The sequence below is a fragment of the Phenylobacterium sp. J367 genome, assembly GCF_024699985.1.
Taxonomy (GTDB): Bacteria; Pseudomonadota; Alphaproteobacteria; order Caulobacterales; family Caulobacteraceae; genus Phenylobacterium.
Map to the genome: position 1 here is coordinate 2,005,898 of NZ_JAJONA010000001.1, position 16,567 is coordinate 2,022,464.

Here is a 16,567-nt window from a genome sequence, read left to right on the forward strand (position 1 = left end):
GATCATGTTGCGCCTCTGCGGCGGGAAAGCGGCGCGGTTTGCCGACGCGGCGTCTGCCAGCTAGTGAGCGGCCATGAAGACGCTCGGCCTCATCGGTTTCGGACAGTTCGGCCAGCTCGCCGCCGGCGTGCTGAAGGACCATTTCGACGTCCTGGTCTCCGACGCTGCCCCGGACGCCGCTGAGCGGGCCCGCGCGCTCGGCGTGGCTTTCGGACCCCAGGAGGCGGCGGCCGCCCGCGAGGTCGTGGTCGTCGCCGTGCCGGTGGCGGTCATGCGCCAGGTGTTCGCCGCCATCGCCCCGCACCTGAAGCCCGGGGCGCTGGTCTGCGACGTCGGCTCGGTGAAGATGCTGCCGTCCCAGTGGATGACCGAGCTCTTGCCCGATCACGTGGACCTCGTCGCCACCCACCCGCTGTTCGGCCCGCAGAGCGTCGCGCGCGACGGGCTGGCCGGCCTGCGCTTCGTGGTCTGCCCGCTGCGCGGCGACCGCTACGAGAAGGTCGCCGCCTTCGGCCGATCCCTCGGCCTTGCGGTCACCGTGACGACGCCGGAGGAGCACGACGAGGAGATGGCCTACGTCCAGGCCCTCACCCACCTGATCGGCCGGTCGCTGGTGAACCTGGGCATCCCGGACGAGCGGCTGGCGACCCAGTCGTACCAGCATCTCCTGGAGCTCTGCGGCCTGATCGGCGCGGACACCTTCGAGCTGTTCACCGCCATCCAGACGCAGAACCCGTTCGCGCCGAAGGTGGTGCAGGCCTTCGTCGCCCAGGCCGAGAACCTGCTCGCGCAGGTCGCCGAAGCGCCTAAGCCCGCATGAACTCCGCGAGCGCATCCGCCACGGCGCGGTTGTGCTCCTCAAGCCCGATGGTGATCCGCACGTGGCCCGGCAGGCCGTAGTTGCCGACGCCGCGAACGAGCAGGCCGCGTGACGCCAGATACGCCTCCGCGTCCTTCGCGGTCTTGCCGGGCGTCGCCGGGAAGCCGACCAGCAGGAAGTTCGCGGCCGACGGCAGCACCACGTCCAGACCCGCGCCGCCGAGCTGCTGGGCCAGCCACGGTCGCCACTGGTCAACGAGCGCGATGGACCTCGCCTGGAAGTCCTTGTCCGTCAGGGCGGCGATGGCCGCGGCCTGACCGGGGATCGAGATGTTGAACGGCAGGCGGATGCGGTCGACGGCGGCGACGATCTCGGCCGGCGCATAGCCCCAGCCGACGCGGAGCGCCGCCAGGCCGTGCAGCTTCGAGAAGGTGCGCGTCACCACCACGTTCTCGTGGCTGCGCGCGAAGTCGAGGCCGTCGTCGAAGGTCGGGTCGGCGCAGAATTCGCTGTAGGCGCCGTCGAGCACCAGCACCACGGACGGCGGCAGCGCCGAGTGCAGCCGCTCGATCTCGGAGAACGGGATCCAGGTGCCCGTCGGGTTCGCCGGGTTGGCGATGAAGACCAGCCGCGTGCGGTCGTCGACGCACTTGAGGATCTCTTCCACGTCGATGGTGTAGTTCGGCTCCTTCGCGCGGCGCACCTCCGCCTGGCAGGCGTAGGCGCCGATGGCGTAGGCGGCGAACCCGTATTCACCCTGGACGATGTTGTCGCCCGGCTCGAGGAACACCTGGTTGAGGAGCTGGAAAACCTCGTCCGAGCCCTGGCCGAAGATCAGCCGCTCGGGCTCCAGCCGGAATTCCTCGGCGACCGCGGCGCGCAGCAGGCTCGTCCGGCTGTCGGGGTACATGTGTAGCTGGTCGGCGGCGCCGGCGTAGGCCTCGCGGGCCTTGGGGCTGCAGCCCAGGATGTTCTCGTTGGCCGACAGCTTGATCGGGTTCTCGACGCCGTCCGCCTTGGCCTTGCCGGGCACATAGGCGTGGATGTCCATGATGCCGGGCTTGGGCAGGGGGCGCTGGGCGCGGGCGCGGTCGTTCAGCGGGGCGTCGTCGGACATCGGACCAGAGGCGTCTTCGAAGGGCCGTTCGGCCCGGGAGCGTCGCCTCTTACACGTCCAGTGGCGCCGGCGCAGCCCCGATGACGCCGGAAAGCCGGCCGGGCGCGCGGGCGAGCCTGGGATCGTCGGCCTGGTAGTAGCCGGCCAGCATGAAGAGCTTCAGGCCGCCCGCCTCGACCAGCAGGGTGGCGGCCGCGCCGTCGCGGCTCAGCGCCTCCTCGACGGCCAGGGCCGATTGCGGCGCGTCGGTCACCCAGAAGGTGACGTCGTCGCCGGTGGGTTCGACCTCGACCTCGCCCACCGCCAGCGCCGCCATCGGGCCCCAGGCGGCGAGGCAGGGGAGGGCGGCGAACACCCGGAGCTTCGGCTCGGCGAGGAGACGTCCCCACCAGGCGCTGTCTGGCGTCAGGGCGGCGATGGCGACGCCGCCGGGCGTCTTGGCCTGGGCGATCGCCTCCTCCGGCTTGGCGACCTGGATCAGCGGCGGCGCCGCGCCGAAGCGCAGGCGGGCCAGCTCGACCGCCCGGCCCGGATCCTTGCCGCCCCAGACCGCTAGGTGGAAGGGCCCCTGCAGCTTCAGGGACTCGCCGATCATCTCGCGCCAGACGCGGACCACCAGCGCGGCGCTCGCTCCGGAGCGCGGGGCTGCGAGCAGCTTGCGGAGGAGCTGGGCCTCGCGCCCGGGCTTCAGGCCGAACCGGCCGGCCTCACCCGCCGCCGCCTTCGCCGCCGCCACCGCGCGCGCCAGGCCGGCGCGCTCGTCGAGCAGCCTGAGCAGCTCGGCGTCGATCGCGTCGATCCGCGCGCGGACGTCATCCAGCGACGGCGTCCCGGTCTTGGTGGTGGCCTGGGCCATAATCTCCCCCGGAAACCCGAGGGGGCGACCTAGGTCATTGCGCCGAAGGGTGCAATAGGCCGCTTTGCCGCAAAAAGTTGCAGCCGATACGAGCGTCAGGCCGCCTGGACCTCGGCGGGATCGCCCAGCGCGCGGATGAGTGCGGTGCGCAGGTGGTCGGCCTTCATCGGTTTCTCGATGACGCCCAGCATGCCCGCCTCGATGTAGGCGCGGGCCTCGTCGGGATCGGCGTTGGCGGTGAGCGCGATGATCGGCGTCTCGCCCGCCCGGCCCGGCATGGCGCGGATCGTCCGGGTGGCGGTCACCCCGTCCATCCCCGGCATGCGGATGTCCATGAGGATCAGGTCGTAGGCGGTGCTGCGGACCGCCTCCACCGCCTGCAGACCGTCCTCGGCCGTCTCGGTGGTGCACTGGAGCATCTCGCAGAGCGCCTGGGCGACCACGCGGTTGGTGGCGTTGTCGTCGACGATCAGCACGTGAAGCGGCCGCTCGGACGCGCTCTGCGGCTCGGCCGGAGCCTCGGCGGCGGCGGGCAGACGCAGGTCGAAGGCGACGGTCTGGGCGGCGCCGGGGCCGGCGTCCTCGCGCACCAGGCCGGCGTGTCCCTCGACCACCTGGCGGGCCAGCATCACGCCGATGGCCACCTCCAGGCCGAAGCGCCCGGCGATGTTGCGGACGCGCGCCTCCAGGTCATCGCCGCTCCAGGCGTCGCTGCGCGCGCCGCGCACGCGGCCTTCGAGGCGGACGGTCTCGCCCTCGCGCGCGGCCTTCAGGCTCGCCTCGACGGCGGCGCCGGCCGAACTGGCCACGGCCTCGCCGAGGAAACCGTCGAACACCTGCAGCAGCCGGGTGCGGTCGCCCACCACGGCGGCGTCGGGATCGCCGGTGAAGGAGACCAGCAGGGTCACGCCGGCGGCGCGCGCCCGGCCGTGCCAGCGGGTCTGCAAGGTGTCCATCACCTCGCGCAGGCTGAATGGGGCCGGCGTCAGCGTCAGGCCGTCGCTGAGCACGGCCTTCAGGTCGATCGCGCTTTCGAACGTGCGGCGCACGGTCTCGGCCGCCTCGACCACCCCGGTCACGCAGGCGGCGCTGTCGGCCGGCAGGCGCTGTCGCTGAAGCTGTTCGGACAGCGCCAGGATATCCCCCATCTGCTGGCGGATCTCCGCGCTCACGCGGTCGAAGAAGAAGGCAGGCAGGGACATGGGCCGGGAGAGCCGCCTCAGGGAAAACCCTGAGATCATCGCCTCAAGGGTTTGCGAGGAGGTTAAGTCCACCGTGCGTTGTGGACAAAAGAGGCGGCGGGAAAACCCGCCGCCCCAGATGGCGCAAATGGGAGGAAACGCGCCTTTATTAGAAGCGGTACTGCAGCTCCACGCCGTAGGTGCGGGGCTGGATCAGGCCGCGGGTGATCGCCGTCCGCGTCTGGACGAGGCCCGGACCAGGGGTTCGGCAGGTCGAAGATCGCCGACGGGGTCGTCGAGCCGTTCGAGGTGAAGCCGCGCTCGTCGAAGGCGTTCTTGACGTAGCCGATGAGCGTGTAGCGGTCGTCGGCGTCGTTCCACAGGACCCGGAAGTCGGTGACGTCGTAGGCCGGGACCATGTTCGCCGCGCTCTTGAACGGCTGATAGGTCGTCTCGTCGGTCCAGGTGTAGGTCGCCGACAGGATCAGCGAGCCCGGGGCGAAGTTGAAGGTGTAGTTCGCGTTGCCGGCGAACTTGTGCTTCGGCGACTGGTAGATCCGCGAGCCCTTCAGGGTCTGGAAGACCAGGCGGGTGCCGTTGGAGACCACGACGCCGCCTTCCGGGGTGGCGTTGGGGTCGAGCGCGCCCGGGTCGGCCGGATCGTAGAAGCAGCAGCCCGAGGTGATCTCGGTGTTCAGGTAGCCATAGCTCGCCGAGAGGTCGAGGTTGGCGACCGGCCGCCACAGGGCTTCCAGCTCCAGGCCGTAGGCCTCGGCGTCGACGTTGACGAAGTTGTTGGCCGCCGCCGCGCCGTTCAGCTGCGACAGGTTCAGCTGCAGGTCCTTGTAGTCGTTGAAGAACGCCGAGGCGTTCAGCTGGAACCGCCCGCCGAAGGTGCGCTTCAGCCCGATCTCGTAGGCGTTCACCTGCTCCTGTTCAGCTTCCGGATCGGGCGCGAGCGTGCCCAGCAGGAAGCCGCCTGACTTGTAGCCGCGGCTGTACTTGGCGTAGCCGAGCGTATCCTCGTCCGGGGTCCAGTCGAGGTTGATCAGGCCGGTCACCGCGTCCCAGCTGCCCTCCATCTCGCGGGCGTTCTGGATGCCCGGCGTGGTCGGGCTCAGGTCGGTCGAGACGTCGAAGGCCGCTGCGCCGCCCGCGATCGCCGGCGACAGGATGATCAGGCGGTAGCTTTCCCAGCCGTCCTTCTGGTCCTTGGTGTAGCGCAGGCCGGCGGTGAGCGCGAACTGGTCGTTCAGCTCATAGGTCGCCTGGCCGAACGCCGCCCAGGCCTTGGATTCCAGGGTGGCCTGGCCGTCGACGAAGTTGCGGCTAGGGTTCGGCGCGGCCGGCGTCCCCCTGCAGGGTCAGCGGGTTGGCGAGCTGCACCTGGTTGGGGTTGGCGAGCTGGATCCGCTGCTTGTATTCCTCATGGTACTGGTACGCGCCGAGGATCCAGCGCAGCGGGCCGTCCGAGTTCGAGGTCAGGTTCACCTCGTTCGAGAAGTAGCGCTTCTTCTCGTTGAAGTCGGTGGTGGTGGTCGGGAAGTAGGGGACCAGCATCCCCGGAATGCTGATCGGCGCCGTGCGGCTGGTGCCGTCGTAATCGCCGCCCGTCTGGTAATTGTACTGCTGGAAGCCGCCGATGTACTTCAGCGTGGCGAAGCCCAGGTCGTAGCTGACATTGGTCGCCAGCACGTGGTTGCCGCGCAGCTGGCCGTAGCCGTCGGTGTTGGTGTTGGTGACGTACGGGTCTTCGACGCCCGGGTTCGGGGTCGTGTAGCCGAACGCGGCGTTCGGCACGAGCTGGCCGATCGGCCCGAAGGGCAGGGTGGTGTCGTACGGCGTCACCAGGTTGGCGAGGCGGTCGCCCACGCCCATGGTGTCGTCCCAGCTCGAGCGGTTGTAGCGGACGAAGATGTCGAGCTTTTCGGTGGGCTCGGCCTCCATCATGAACTCGAAGTAGGTCCGCTTGATCGTGGCGCCGTCCTTGCCGCCGCCGATGTTCTTGATGAAGCCGTCGCGCTGCCAGTCCTGGCTGCCGCCGACCTTGAAGCGCAGGTTCTCGGCCACCGGCAGGAGACCACGCCTTCGAGCTTGGTGCGGTTGTAGTTGCCGTAGCCGGCGCGGATCTCGCCGCCGAAGTCCTGCGACGGACGCTTGGAGATCTGGTTGATGGCGCCGCCGATGGCGTTGCGGCCGTAGAGCGTGCCCTGGGGTCCGCGCAGGATCTCGGTGCGCTCGATGAACAGCGGGCTCTTGAACAGCTCCGAGGACGAGGCCGAGTAGAAGCCGTCCGAGTAGCTGGCCACGCCGGGGTCGTTGCCGATGTAGAAGGTGTTGCGGCCGGCGCCGCGCAGGCTGACCCGGTCGGTGCCGGAGTAGTTCATGCCCGGCGTGAAGTTCACGAAGTCCTGGATGCCGGTGATGCCGGCGATGTCGCGGCGCTCGGAGGTGAAGGCCGAGACGGCCACCGGCACGTCCTGCAGCGACTGCTCGCGCTTCTCGGCGGTGATCACCAGCTCTTCCAGCTCGATGGCGCCGCCGGCCTCCTGGGCGAGGACGGGCTGGGCGAAGCTGGCGAGCGCGACGGCCGAGGCGCCCACGGCCAGCAGGCTGCGAAGCCGCAGGGTGGTCTTAGACATGCAGTCCTCCCGGGGCGCGCGCGAGGGACCCGCGGCGCCGCTTGTTGTCGTTTGCGGTGAACGGGCGCGGGGAGGCGCCCGAAGGGGCCGGACGCTGCGGCTCCGCGACGGGGGGAGGTCAACTGGACGTCGATAACTTATCGCCAATAAGGCCGAGTTTCGGCGCGCCGTGGCCGAAATACCTCACTTTCGAATCTGCTGCTCAAAACTGAACGCTGGTCGGCGAACGCTTGCTGGCGAAGGAACTGACGTGCGCGTCAGAACTCTAAGGGGCGTACCAATATTTCGAACGGGCGATCTGGAGGGCTGGCGCGCCGGCAAAGAGAAAGGGCGGCGGGTCGCCCCGCCGCCCTCCGTCAGAGGTTATGCCTTGCGCCTTACCAGCGCTTGGCGACCGAGATGCCATAGGTGCGCGGCTCGGTGTAGAAGACGTTCCGGAACAGGCCGGAGCTGTCGTCGGTGAGGTAGAAGTCGGTGACCGCCGCCTCGTCGGTGGCGTTCTTCACGAAGGCGCCGACCTCGATGCCGTTGTCCGCATTCTGCACCGTGAAGGTGAAGTTCAGGTTGTCCCACCCTTTGATGCGGTCGGCGGCGCTGTTGTAGATCCGCGCGAAGGTCTTGGTCTGCTTGTAGTAGTCGCCGCGCAGGGTCGCGTCCCAGGAGCCGAGCGTCCAGGAGTACTGGGCGCCCAGCGACACCGTCCATTCCGGCGAGTTCGGCAGCTCGTTGCCGTCGAGGTCCACCGACACGCCTTCCGAGACCAGGCCGCCGAAGGCGTTGGTGCCGGCGGCGATGGCGCCCGTCCCGTTGATGTTCGTGCCCGCGCCCGCGGCCGAGGCCAGGGTGCAGACGCCGAGCAGGTTGAACGGGTTCGGCGTGAAGCCCGGGACCTGGCCGTTGGAGATGGCCAGCGCCGTCTGGGCGGCGGCCGTCGAGACCACGCAGTTCGACGCGGCGCTGGACTTCACCAGTTGCAGGCCGGCGACGCCCTGCGTCCGGTTGAAGGTGTCGATCGAGCTGGCGTCCTTGATCTCGGTGTTCAGGTAGCCGATCTGCGCGTTCAGGCGCAGGCCGTCCACCGGCTGCCAGATCGTCTCGAACTCGGCGCCCATGACCTGGGCGTCGATGTTCTCGTTGATCGAGGTCCGGTTGATGATCTTCGAGACCTGATAGCCTTTGTAGTCGTAGTAGAAGCCGGTCAGGTTGAGCACCAGCGAGCCGCCCGCGAGCGTGTTCTTGGTGCCGATCTCGTAGGAGTTGATGAACTCCGGCTCGAAGCTGGCCGGCACCGGCACCACGCCGATCCCCGGGCTGAACGGCGGGTTGAGGCCGCCGGACTTATAGCCCCGCGCATAGAAGGCGTAGACCAGGGTGTCGTCGGTGAAGCCGACGTCCGGCTTCCAGTCGAAGCCGAAGCGCCCGGTGGGCTCCTTGAACTTCACCTTCTGCAGGCCGATCGGGACCGGTCCGATGCCCGGCGTGCCGAGCGACACGCTGTGCGAGATCACCTGCTTGTCGTCGACCGTGTAGCGGAGGCCGAGCGTCCACTTAAAGGTGTCGGACATCTGGTAGTAGAACTCGCCGAACGCGGCGTAGGACAGCAGGCGGTAGGGGCCGTAGCTGTCATAGTAGTTGTGGCCGCTGCGGTTCGGGTCGGCGTTCGGGTCGATGGTGACGCAGGGCGCGGGGCCCGAGCAGTTGGGGTTGCCGGTCGAGAACAGGTTGTTGATCTGGTAGTAGCCGGTGCCCGTGTTGAACATCACATAGTAGTCGCCGGTCCCCTTGAACCGGGTGAGCATGCCGCCGACGTTGTAGTTGAACGGTCCGTCGTAGTTCGACTGGAACCGGACCTCGTGGCTCCACTGCTCGGTGTAGGAGGACGAGATGTCGCTGGTGGTGAACCGGTTCTGCGGCCCGTTCTGCGGATCGTTGATGACGCCGCCGGGGAACAGGCTCGGATAGATGGCCGTGGCATAGCCGGGTACGGCGGCGAACGCGTTCACCGGGTTCGGCGTGGTGTTGAAGTTCGTGCTGGGCAGGTAGCGGTTGTAGTCCTGCCGCGTGTAGAGCTTGTAGTAGGTGTAGGCCGACAGCCAGTTCAGGGTGACGTTTTCGGTGACGTCGAACTCGGCGTTGAACTCGTAGATGTCGGTCTTCGACTTGTAGATCGGGTCGAACAGGGACTCGATGTCCCGCACGTCGTCCGTCTGCATCTTGCCGGCGTAGGCGTCGCCGGTCTGGAAGCCGCCCAGCGCGCCGAACAGGCCGCCCAGCGTCGCCTGGGAGTTCACCGTGCCCAACGCGCTGTCGTCGTAGATCGAGCTCGGCGAGCAGCCCTGGCTGAACAGGCCGCGCTGGATCTGGCCGACCGGCGGGATGGCGGAATAGCCGAGCCCGCCGATGTTGGCGGGGCCCAGGTCCTTGGTGCAGAGCTGCTTGCCGATCCGCGAGCGGTTGTCGTCCTCCTCGAAGTGGTCCCACAGCAGCCAGGTGCGGAAGTTGTCGGTCGGCGAGAACGACAGGGTGGCGCGGCCGCCCCACAGGTCACGGTCGTCCGCGTCGTTGCCGGTGGCGAGGTTCTCGCCGTAGCCGTCGCGCTTCAGGTAGTTGCCCGCCACGCGCAGGGCCAGCATGTCGTTGATCGGCATGTTGACCATGCCGCGCACCTTGATGCTGTTGTAGTTGCCGTACTCGCCGCGGATGTTCGCCTCGAAGGTGTCGGTCGGCTTGGCGGTGAGCAGGTTGACCACGCCGCCGGTGGCGTTCCGGCCATAGAGAGTGCCCTGCGGACCGCGGAGCACCTCGACGCGCTCCATGTCGTAGAACTCGGTCTCGAACAGGTTGTTGGCGATCAGCGGGGCGTTGTTCAGGTGGATGCCCGTCCCGGCGTCACCGGAACCCGACACCAGCTTCGAGCCGATCCCGCGGATCTGGAAATTGTAGCCGGTGAAGTTCCCCTTGGAGAACTGCACGTTCGGCACCTGAAGCACCAGGTTCGGACCGCCGTCGATCCGCGCCCGCTCCAGGGTCTCCTGGCTGAACGCCGAGACCGCGATCGGCACGTCCTGAAGCGCTTCCTCGCGCTTCTGGGCGGTGACGACCAACTCCTCGATGACGTTGCTGCCCTGAGCAGAGGCCGGTGCTGCGACCGCGATCAGGGCGGCCGCGGATGCGCTGGCCACGAGAACGCGACGCAAGGATTTTGCGCTTTCCATTTGGTTCCTCCCAACACGCCCAGGCTCTTGTGGCCCGTTGAGTGTCGCTTCGCCGCCCGACGTTGCGCTGAGGAGTGCGGCGGTTCCCCCGACAGCCAGACCCAAGCAGGAGCCAGGCCTTAAGGTCTGTCAACCAAACGACGTTATGTGAACGTTGATAACATACCCGTACGGCAGGGGTTGTGGCAAATAGGCGACCACAGCTGACGGAGCGGAAACCCCTTTACCGACAGGGATGTACAAAGATGAAGGGCGGCGGATCGCTCCGCCGTCCTCGCCGATTCCCCGCCTGGCGCCGCCGGAAGTGGCCGCGACGCCCCGTCCCTTCCCCAAGCGCCGCCGAGCGCGCATATGGGGCCGATGACCGAGACCGCCGGCGCCCTCGTGCTGTTCTCAGGAGGGCAGGACTCCACCGCCTGCCTCGCCTGGGCCCTCGACCGCTACCCGCGCGTCGAGACGGTCGGTTTCGACTATGGCCAGCGCCATGCGGTGGAGCTTCAGGCCCGTCAGCGGGTCCGCGAACGCATCTCTGCCGAGTTCCCGGCCTGGGCGCCCCGCCTCGGCGAGGATCACATGCTGGAGATGCGCGGCTTCGGCGCCATCGGCGAGACCGCCATGACCACCGGGCGCGAGTTCGAGATCACCGAGAAGGGCCTGCCCTCCACCTATGTGCCTGGCCGCAACCTGGTCTTCCTGACCTATGCCGCCGCGCTGGCCGACCGGCGGGGCCTGAAGGTGCTGGTCGGCGGCATGTGCGAGACGGACTTCTCCGGCTATCCGGACTGCCGCCGCGCCTCCATCGACGCCATGGAAGCCGCGCTGAATCTCGGCATGGACCAGGACTTCCGCATCGAGACGCCGCTGATGCATCTGACGAAGGCGGAGACCTGGGCGCTCGCCAAGCGCCTGGGCGGCGAGCCCCTCGTCGGGATCACCGTCGAGGACAGCCACACCTGCTATCGCGGCGAGCGGGGCGAGCTGCACGCCTGGGGCCACGGTTGCGGGACCTGCCCGGCCTGCGAACTGCGGGCCCGCGGCTACGCGGCCTGGGCCGCCGAGGACCGGCCCGTCCTCCGGGCGGAGCCGGCCTGATGAGCTATGCGGTCAAGGAGATCTTCCTGACCCTTCAGGGGGAGGGCGGCCAGGCCGGCCGTCCGGCGGTGTTCTGCCGCTTCGCCGGCTGCAATCTCTGGAGCGGCCGGGAGCAGGATCGGGCGACCGCGGTCTGCAGCTTCTGCGACACCGACTTCGTGGGCATGGATGGGGAGGGCGGCGGCCGTTTCCCCGAGCCCGACGACCTGGCCCGCGCCATCGAGGCCGCCTGGACCGGTGGGGTGGAGAACCGCCTGGTGGTGCTCACCGGCGGCGAGCCCCTGCTGCAGGTCGACCGTCCCTTGCTCGACGCGCTCCACGCCCGCGGCTTCGCGATCGCGCTGGAAACCAACGGCACGCTGGCCGTGCCGGAGGGCGTCGACTGGATCTGCGTCAGTCCCAAGGCGGACGCCGAAGTCGTCCAGACCCATGGCCACGAGCTGAAGCTGGTGTTTCCCCAGGAAAAGGCGCGTCCGGAGCGGTTCGAGCACCTCGATTTCGAGCGTTTCCTGCTCCAGCCGATGGACGGGCCCGACCGCGAGGCCAATACCCGGGCGGCCATCGCCTATTGCCTTTCCCATCCCCGCTGGCGTTTAAGCGTCCAGACCCACAAATACCTCGGCATCGCCTGAGGCGTTCGCCCAGGCCGCCACGACCTATTTCATGACCGCACCCCTCTTCGAGATCACCAAGACCGCGACCTTCGACGCGGCCCACTACATCACGGACGGGCCGGAGCACCGGCCCTACACGAACCTGCACGGCCATTCGTTCAAGGTGGAGGCCACCGTCGCGGGCGAAGCGCAGGAGCCGGTGGGCTGGGTGGCCGACTTCGCCGACCTCGACCAGGCGCTGAAGGCCGTCGCGGCCGAACTCGACCACGGCCTGCTGAACGACAAGCCGGGCCTGGAACGGCCGACGCTCGAGCACATCTGCCTCTACTTCGCCGAACGGCTGAAGGAGCAATTTCCGGGCCTGTCTCGGATCTGCGTCTCGCGTCCGACGATCGGCGAGAGCTGCGCGCTGCGCGTCAGCTAGACGGGGACTAGTCCTCGTCCTTGTCCCCGCCGCCGGGGACCACCGCGCCCACCACCATGCCGCCGGCCTTGGCCGTGGTCTTCACCGCGGCGCCCGTGACGCCGACCGCCGTGCCGACCACGGCGCCCGTGGCCGCGACGGCCAGGCAGCCGGACAGGCTCAGGCCCAGGGCAGTGAGAAGGGCGGCGCGGAGCGCGAGCTTGGCGGTCATGAGGATTCCCCGATCTTTCGGCGGACTATGACCCAAGGCCGTTGCCGAAAGATGGCGAAGCGGTGCGGCCTAGCGCCGCTCGCGGGCGCCGGGCTGGTAGGCGCCGCCGCCGGTCTGGGCGCGGTGGCGCAGGAAGGCGTCGGCCAGCACGCAGGCGACCATGGCCTCGACCACCGGCACGGCGCGGATGCCGACGCAGGGATCATGGCGGCCCTTGGTCCTGAGCTCGATCTCCTCGCCGGCCTCGTTCAGCGTCTTGCGCGGGGTGAGGATCGAGGAGGTCGGCTTGAACGCCACGCGCGCGGTCACCGGCTGGCCCGTGGAGATGCCGCCGAGCACGCCGCCGGCGTGGTTCGAGGTGAAGGCCGGGCCGTCATTGCCCATCCGCATCTCGTCGGCGTTCTCCTCGCCGGTCAGGGCGGCGGATGCGAAGCCGGCGCCGATCTCGACCCCCTTCGAGGCGTTGATCGACATCAGCGCTAGCGCCAGCTCGGCGTCGAGCTTGCCGTAGACCGGCGCGCCCCAGCCGGCCGGGACGCCGGTGGCTTCCACGGCGACCACGGCGCCCGTGGACGAGCCCGCCTTGCGGATCTTCTCCAGGTGCTCTTCCCAGACCGGGACCATCTCCGGATCGGGGCACCAGAACGGATTGTCCTCGGTGACGGAGAAGTCGATGCGGTCGGGCGCGACGGCGTGCGGGCCGATCTGCACGACCGCGCCGCGGATCGTCACGCCCGGGATAACCTTGCGGGCGATGGCGCCGGCCGCCACGCGGGCCGCGGTCTCGCGGGCCGACTGGCGACCGCCGCCCCGGTAGTCGCGCACCCCGTACTTGGCGAAATAGGGATAGTCGGCGTGGCCCGGCCGGAAGGCCTGGGCGATCTCGGAATAGTCCTTCGAGCGCTGGTCGACGTTCTCGATCATCAGCGAGATCGGCGTCCCCGTGGTCACCTGGCCGCCAAAATCCGCCAGCGTCCGCTCGTCCTGGAACACGCCGGAGAGGATGCGTACCGCGTCCGGCTCCTGGCGCTGGGTGACGAACTTGCCCTGGCCCGGCCGGCGCTTCTCCAGCCACACCTGGATATCGTCCGCCGTCAGCGGGATCTCCGGCGGGCAGCCGTCCACCACGCAGCCCAGCGCCGGCCCGTGGCTCTCGCCCCAGGTCGTCACGCGGAAGAGGTGGCCGAAGGTGTTGTGCGACATGGCGGCGCTTCTAACTCATCCCTCCCCTTCAGGGGAGGGGTGGGTCGCGAACGCGACCGGGGTGGGGGGTGTAAGGATTATTCTGTGAGGCAAGGTCCGGCCCGCGCTTCCCCACCCGGCCAGGCTTCGCCCGGCTTTCCCTCCCCTGCAGGGGAGGGATGATCATGCCGCCCAGGCGGCGGCGAAGCGCCGGAGCAGGCTGCGCGCCGCGCTGTCGGTGGAGCTCTCCTGCGGCCGCAGCCGGACGAAGAGGTGGCCCTGGGCGTGCCTGCCGCGCGCCGGCAGACCCTGGCCGACCAGCCGCACGAGACCGCGCTCGCCGGCCTTCCGGGTCACCCAGACGATCCGCCGGCCCAGCGGCGTCTCCAGCGCCACCCGCCCGCCGTCGGCCAGGACGCGGGGGCGTCACCGACACCGTGAGCCAGAGGTCGTCGCCGCGCAGGATCATGTCGCCCTCGCTTCGCACCACGACGGGCAGTTCGGTCTCGCCGGCGCGGACCGTGTCGCCGGTGCGCAGGCCGGGCGGCAGCTTGATGCGGATCGTGCGCCCGTCGGCCAGCCGATGTTCGGCCGAACCGCCCTTCAGCGCGGTGAGGGGGCTGATGCAAAGCTCGGCCGCGACCGGCTCGCGCCTCGCCGGCGGCTGGACGAAGCGGTCCTGCGGCCGCGGCTCGCCCTGCAGGCGGTGATAGGCGTCGACCACCTGGCGGAACCGCTCGGCCGAGCCGCCCGGCCGGTCGGGGTGCGCCGCCTTGGCGGCTTCGCGGAAGGCGCGACGGATCTCGCCGGGACCCGCGAGCGCGCCCACGCCCAGGGCCTCGCGGGCGGCGCGCGCAGTCATCGATCGGGCGGTCGGGGACATCCCCTCCACCACACCTGAACATGGTGAACGACGGGTTACGCTCGCGCGCCGGCGAACCTGCGCGCTATATCCCAGGCAATGACCGAGAAGAGCCTCATCCCCGCCTCGCCGAGCGAGGACGAATACGTCCGGCAGGTGGCCGCCGCCGAGCCGCCGCCGCTGCTGGCCGAGGAAGACCCGTTCGCCCTGTTCGCCGAATGGCTGCGCGAGGCGCTCGCGAAGGAGCCGAACGACGGCAACGCCATGGCGCTGTCCACCGTCGACGACGACGGCATGCCCGATGTCCGCATGGTGCTGCTGAAGGACGTCGATCCGGCCGGCTTCGTCTTCTACACCAACCTCGAGAGCGCGAAGGGCCGCCAGCTCGCCGCCCATCCGAAGGCCGCGCTGCTCTTCCACTGGAAGTCCCTGCGCCGGCAGGTCCGCGTCCGCGGGACCGTCGCGCCGACCACCCCGGAGGAGGCGGACGCCTATTTCGCCACCCGCGCACGACCGGCCCAGCTCGGCGCCTGGGCCTCGGACCAGTCCCGGCCGCTCGGCGACCGTCTCGCGCTGGAGAAGAAGATCGCCGAGGTGGGCCTGCGCTTCGGCCTGGGCAAGGTGCCGCGCCCGCCGCACTGGTCAGGCTTCCGCCTGGCGCCCGAGACCTTCGAGTTCTGGCGCGACCGGCCGTTCCGCCTGCACGAGCGCCTGGTCTTCGCCCGCGCCGGCGACGGCTGGACCACCCGCAGGCTCTATCCCTGATGGGCGCCGAGCATGAGGCGGAGGTCGTCCGCTGGCTCGCCGCCCGGACGAGCGCCCCGATCGAGACCGCCATCTCCCGCGTCTTCCTGGGGACCGATGTCGCCTACAAGCTGAAGCGCCATGTCAGCCTGAGCTATGTGGAGTTCGGCACGCCCGAGCGTCGCCACTGGGCGCTGGAACGCGAGCTGTCGTTCAACGCCCGCACCTGCGACATCTACCGGCGGCTGGTCCCCATCACCCGCGCCGCCGACGGCGGGCTGGAGTGGGACGGCGCAGGGGAGGTGGTCGATTACGCGCTCGAGATGCGCCGCTTCGACGACGCGGCCGTGCTGGCCAAGACCCCTCAGGCGGTGGACGGCGCGCTCGCCGAGCGGCTGGGCCGGACCATCGCGGGCTTCCACCTCCAGGCGCCGCTGAAGCCCGAAGGCGGGCTGACCGCGCTCGCCTTCACCATCGGCTCCAACGCCCAGCTCCTGCGCGAGCTGGCCCCCGAGCTCGGAACGGAGAGGGTCGAAGCCCTGGTCGAGGCGACCGAAGCGGAGCTCGAGCGCCAGGCGCCGCTGCTGGCCCGGCGGAGCGCCACCGGCTTCGCCCGGCAGTGCCACGGCGACCTGCATCTGGGGAACATCCTGGTGGAGGGCGGCGAGCCGGTGCTCTTCGACTGCATCGAGTTCAACGACCTCCTGTCCGACATCGACGTCCAGTACGACCTGGCCTTCCTGCTGATGGACCTGGATTTCCGGGACCGCCGCGACGCCGCCGTCCGGGTCCACTCGGCCTATCTCGACGAGGCGGCGCGCGGCTTCCCGCCGGCGCTGTGGGAGGGCCTCGCCGCCCTGCCGCTGATGCTGTCGGTGCGGGCCGGCGTCCGCGCCCACGTCTCGGTCCATTCGGGCGATGTGGAGACCGCGAGGCGCTACGTCGACGCCGGCATCGCCCACCTGTCGCCGCCGCCGCCCCGCCTGCTGGCGGTCGGCGGCCTCTCCGGCTCGGGCAAGTCGACCTTCGGCCGCGCCGTCGCCGGGCGCATCGGGGCCTCGCCCGGCGCGGTCGTCCTGCGGACCGACGAGATCCGCAAGCGCCTGCTCAACATCCCGCCGACCCAGCCGCTGGGCCGCGAGCACTACACGCCCGCCGCCCAGGGCCAGGTCTATGACGCCATGATCGCCGACGCCCGCGCCATGCTGGCCGCCGGCCGCTCGGTGGTCCTGGACGCCAGCTTCATGGACGGGGGCCTGCGCGACCGGGTCGCCCAGCTCGCCCGCGACGCCGGCGTCCCCTTCGACGGCGTCTGGCTGGATGCGCCCGCCCACGTTCTGGAGGCCCGCGTCGCCGCCCGCACGGGCGACGCGTCGGACGCCAACGTCGACGTGCTCCGCGGCCAGCTCGAACGGGCCGGCGACCTGGAGGTCGAGTGGACCCATGTGGATGCGTCGGGCGACACCCGGGAAGCCGCCCACGCCTGGCTGGCGAACGAGGCCCAGGAATAGGCCGGATCATACCGCAAGCGCGAAGTCCGTTTGCGTCCAACGGCCTGGGGCTCTAGCCTGTTTCCAACTTAACAAGCGTCAGTTGGGAGGACGTGC

15 protein-coding genes are annotated in these 16,567 nt (G+C 69.7%); 6 read left to right on the forward strand and 9 right to left on the reverse strand.

Features of this window, described 5'->3' with window-relative positions:
* The first annotated feature begins 73 nt into the window (after nt 1–73).
* The gene (locus LRS04_RS10830; protein ID WP_257816373.1) at nt 74–820 is read left to right on the forward strand and encodes a prephenate dehydrogenase; all 747 of its coding nucleotides are present in this window, start codon (nt 74–76) and stop codon (nt 818–820) included.
* Here the strand turns inward: LRS04_RS10830 and hisC are convergent.
* From hisC to LRS04_RS10860, 6 genes are all read right to left on the reverse strand, one after another.
* On the reverse strand, nt 807–1,937 hold the full coding sequence (hisC, locus tag LRS04_RS10835; RefSeq protein WP_257816374.1) for a histidinol-phosphate transaminase: 1,131 nt from the start codon (nt 1,935–1,937) through the stop codon (nt 807–809). The genes LRS04_RS10830 and hisC overlap by 14 nt on opposite strands.
* 49 nt (nt 1,938–1,986) lie before the next feature.
* Nucleotides 1,987–2,793 (reverse strand): chorismate mutase, encoded by an 807-nt coding sequence (locus tag LRS04_RS10840; RefSeq protein WP_257816375.1) that lies wholly within the window; start codon nt 2,791–2,793, stop codon nt 1,987–1,989.
* Nucleotides 2,794–2,888: 95 nt separating this feature from the next.
* Entirely contained in the window at nt 2,889–3,995 is a 1,107-nt protein-coding gene (locus tag LRS04_RS10845) for a response regulator (RefSeq protein WP_257816376.1), read from the reverse strand.
* Between the two features lie 62 nt (nt 3,996–4,057).
* Entirely contained in the window at nt 4,058–5,275 is a 1,218-nt protein-coding gene (locus tag LRS04_RS10850; RefSeq protein WP_257819078.1) for a TonB-dependent receptor, read from the reverse strand.
* A gap of 645 nt (nt 5,276–5,920) precedes the next feature.
* Nucleotides 5,921–6,616 carry a TonB-dependent receptor plug domain-containing protein gene (locus tag LRS04_RS10855; RefSeq protein WP_257816377.1) on the reverse strand — a complete coding sequence of 232 codons (696 nt, stop codon included), beginning with the start codon at nt 6,614–6,616 and terminating at the stop codon, nt 5,921–5,923.
* 377 nt (nt 6,617–6,993) lie between these two features.
* Nucleotides 6,994–9,813 (reverse strand): TonB-dependent receptor domain-containing protein, encoded by a 2,820-nt coding sequence (locus LRS04_RS10860; RefSeq protein WP_308238116.1) that lies wholly within the window; start codon nt 9,811–9,813, stop codon nt 6,994–6,996.
* Nucleotides 9,814–10,191: 378 nt separating this feature from the next.
* Between LRS04_RS10860 and queC the strand changes: the two genes are divergently transcribed.
* The 3 genes from queC to queD are packed head-to-tail and all read left to right on the forward strand — an operon-like array spanning nt 10,192 to nt 11,961.
* Nucleotides 10,192–10,923 (forward strand): 7-cyano-7-deazaguanine synthase QueC, encoded by a 732-nt coding sequence (gene queC, locus LRS04_RS10865; RefSeq protein ID WP_257816379.1) that lies wholly within the window; start codon nt 10,192–10,194, stop codon nt 10,921–10,923.
* Entirely contained in the window at nt 10,923–11,555 is a 633-nt protein-coding gene (gene queE / locus LRS04_RS10870; RefSeq protein ID WP_257816380.1) for a 7-carboxy-7-deazaguanine synthase, read from the forward strand. The genes queC and queE overlap by 1 nt, the downstream gene beginning before the upstream one ends.
* Before the next feature lie 31 nt (nt 11,556–11,586).
* The gene (queD, locus tag LRS04_RS10875; protein ID WP_257816381.1) at nt 11,587–11,961 is read left to right on the forward strand and encodes a 6-carboxytetrahydropterin synthase QueD; all 375 of its coding nucleotides are present in this window, start codon (nt 11,587–11,589) and stop codon (nt 11,959–11,961) included.
* A gap of 7 nt (nt 11,962–11,968) precedes the next feature.
* Here queD and LRS04_RS10880 read toward each other — a convergent pair whose 3' ends face one another.
* The 3 genes from LRS04_RS10880 to LRS04_RS10890 all read right to left on the reverse strand — a co-directional run bounded on the left by LRS04_RS10880 (nt 11,969) and on the right by LRS04_RS10890 (nt 14,237).
* Entirely contained in the window at nt 11,969–12,172 is a 204-nt protein-coding gene (locus LRS04_RS10880) for a hypothetical protein (RefSeq protein ID WP_257816382.1), read from the reverse strand.
* Between the two features lie 69 nt (nt 12,173–12,241).
* Complete coding sequence (aroC, locus tag LRS04_RS10885) at nt 12,242–13,375, reverse strand: chorismate synthase (protein WP_257816383.1); 1,134 nt, start codon at nt 13,373–13,375, stop codon at nt 12,242–12,244.
* Between the two features lie 28 nt (nt 13,376–13,403).
* A complete protein-coding gene (locus tag LRS04_RS10890; RefSeq protein ID WP_257816384.1) occupies nt 13,404–14,237 on the reverse strand; it encodes a J domain-containing protein in 834 nt (277 codons plus the stop codon).
* A 78-nt stretch (nt 14,238–14,315) separates the two neighbouring features.
* Between LRS04_RS10890 and pdxH the strand changes: the two genes are divergently transcribed.
* The gene (gene pdxH, locus LRS04_RS10895) at nt 14,316–14,981 is read left to right on the forward strand and encodes a pyridoxamine 5'-phosphate oxidase (protein ID WP_257816385.1); all 666 of its coding nucleotides are present in this window, start codon (nt 14,316–14,318) and stop codon (nt 14,979–14,981) included.
* Entirely contained in the window at nt 14,981–16,471 is a 1,491-nt protein-coding gene (locus LRS04_RS10900; RefSeq protein ID WP_257816386.1) for a bifunctional aminoglycoside phosphotransferase/ATP-binding protein, read from the forward strand. The genes pdxH and LRS04_RS10900 overlap by 1 nt, the downstream gene beginning before the upstream one ends.
* Nucleotides 16,472–16,567: the final 96 nt, after the last annotated feature.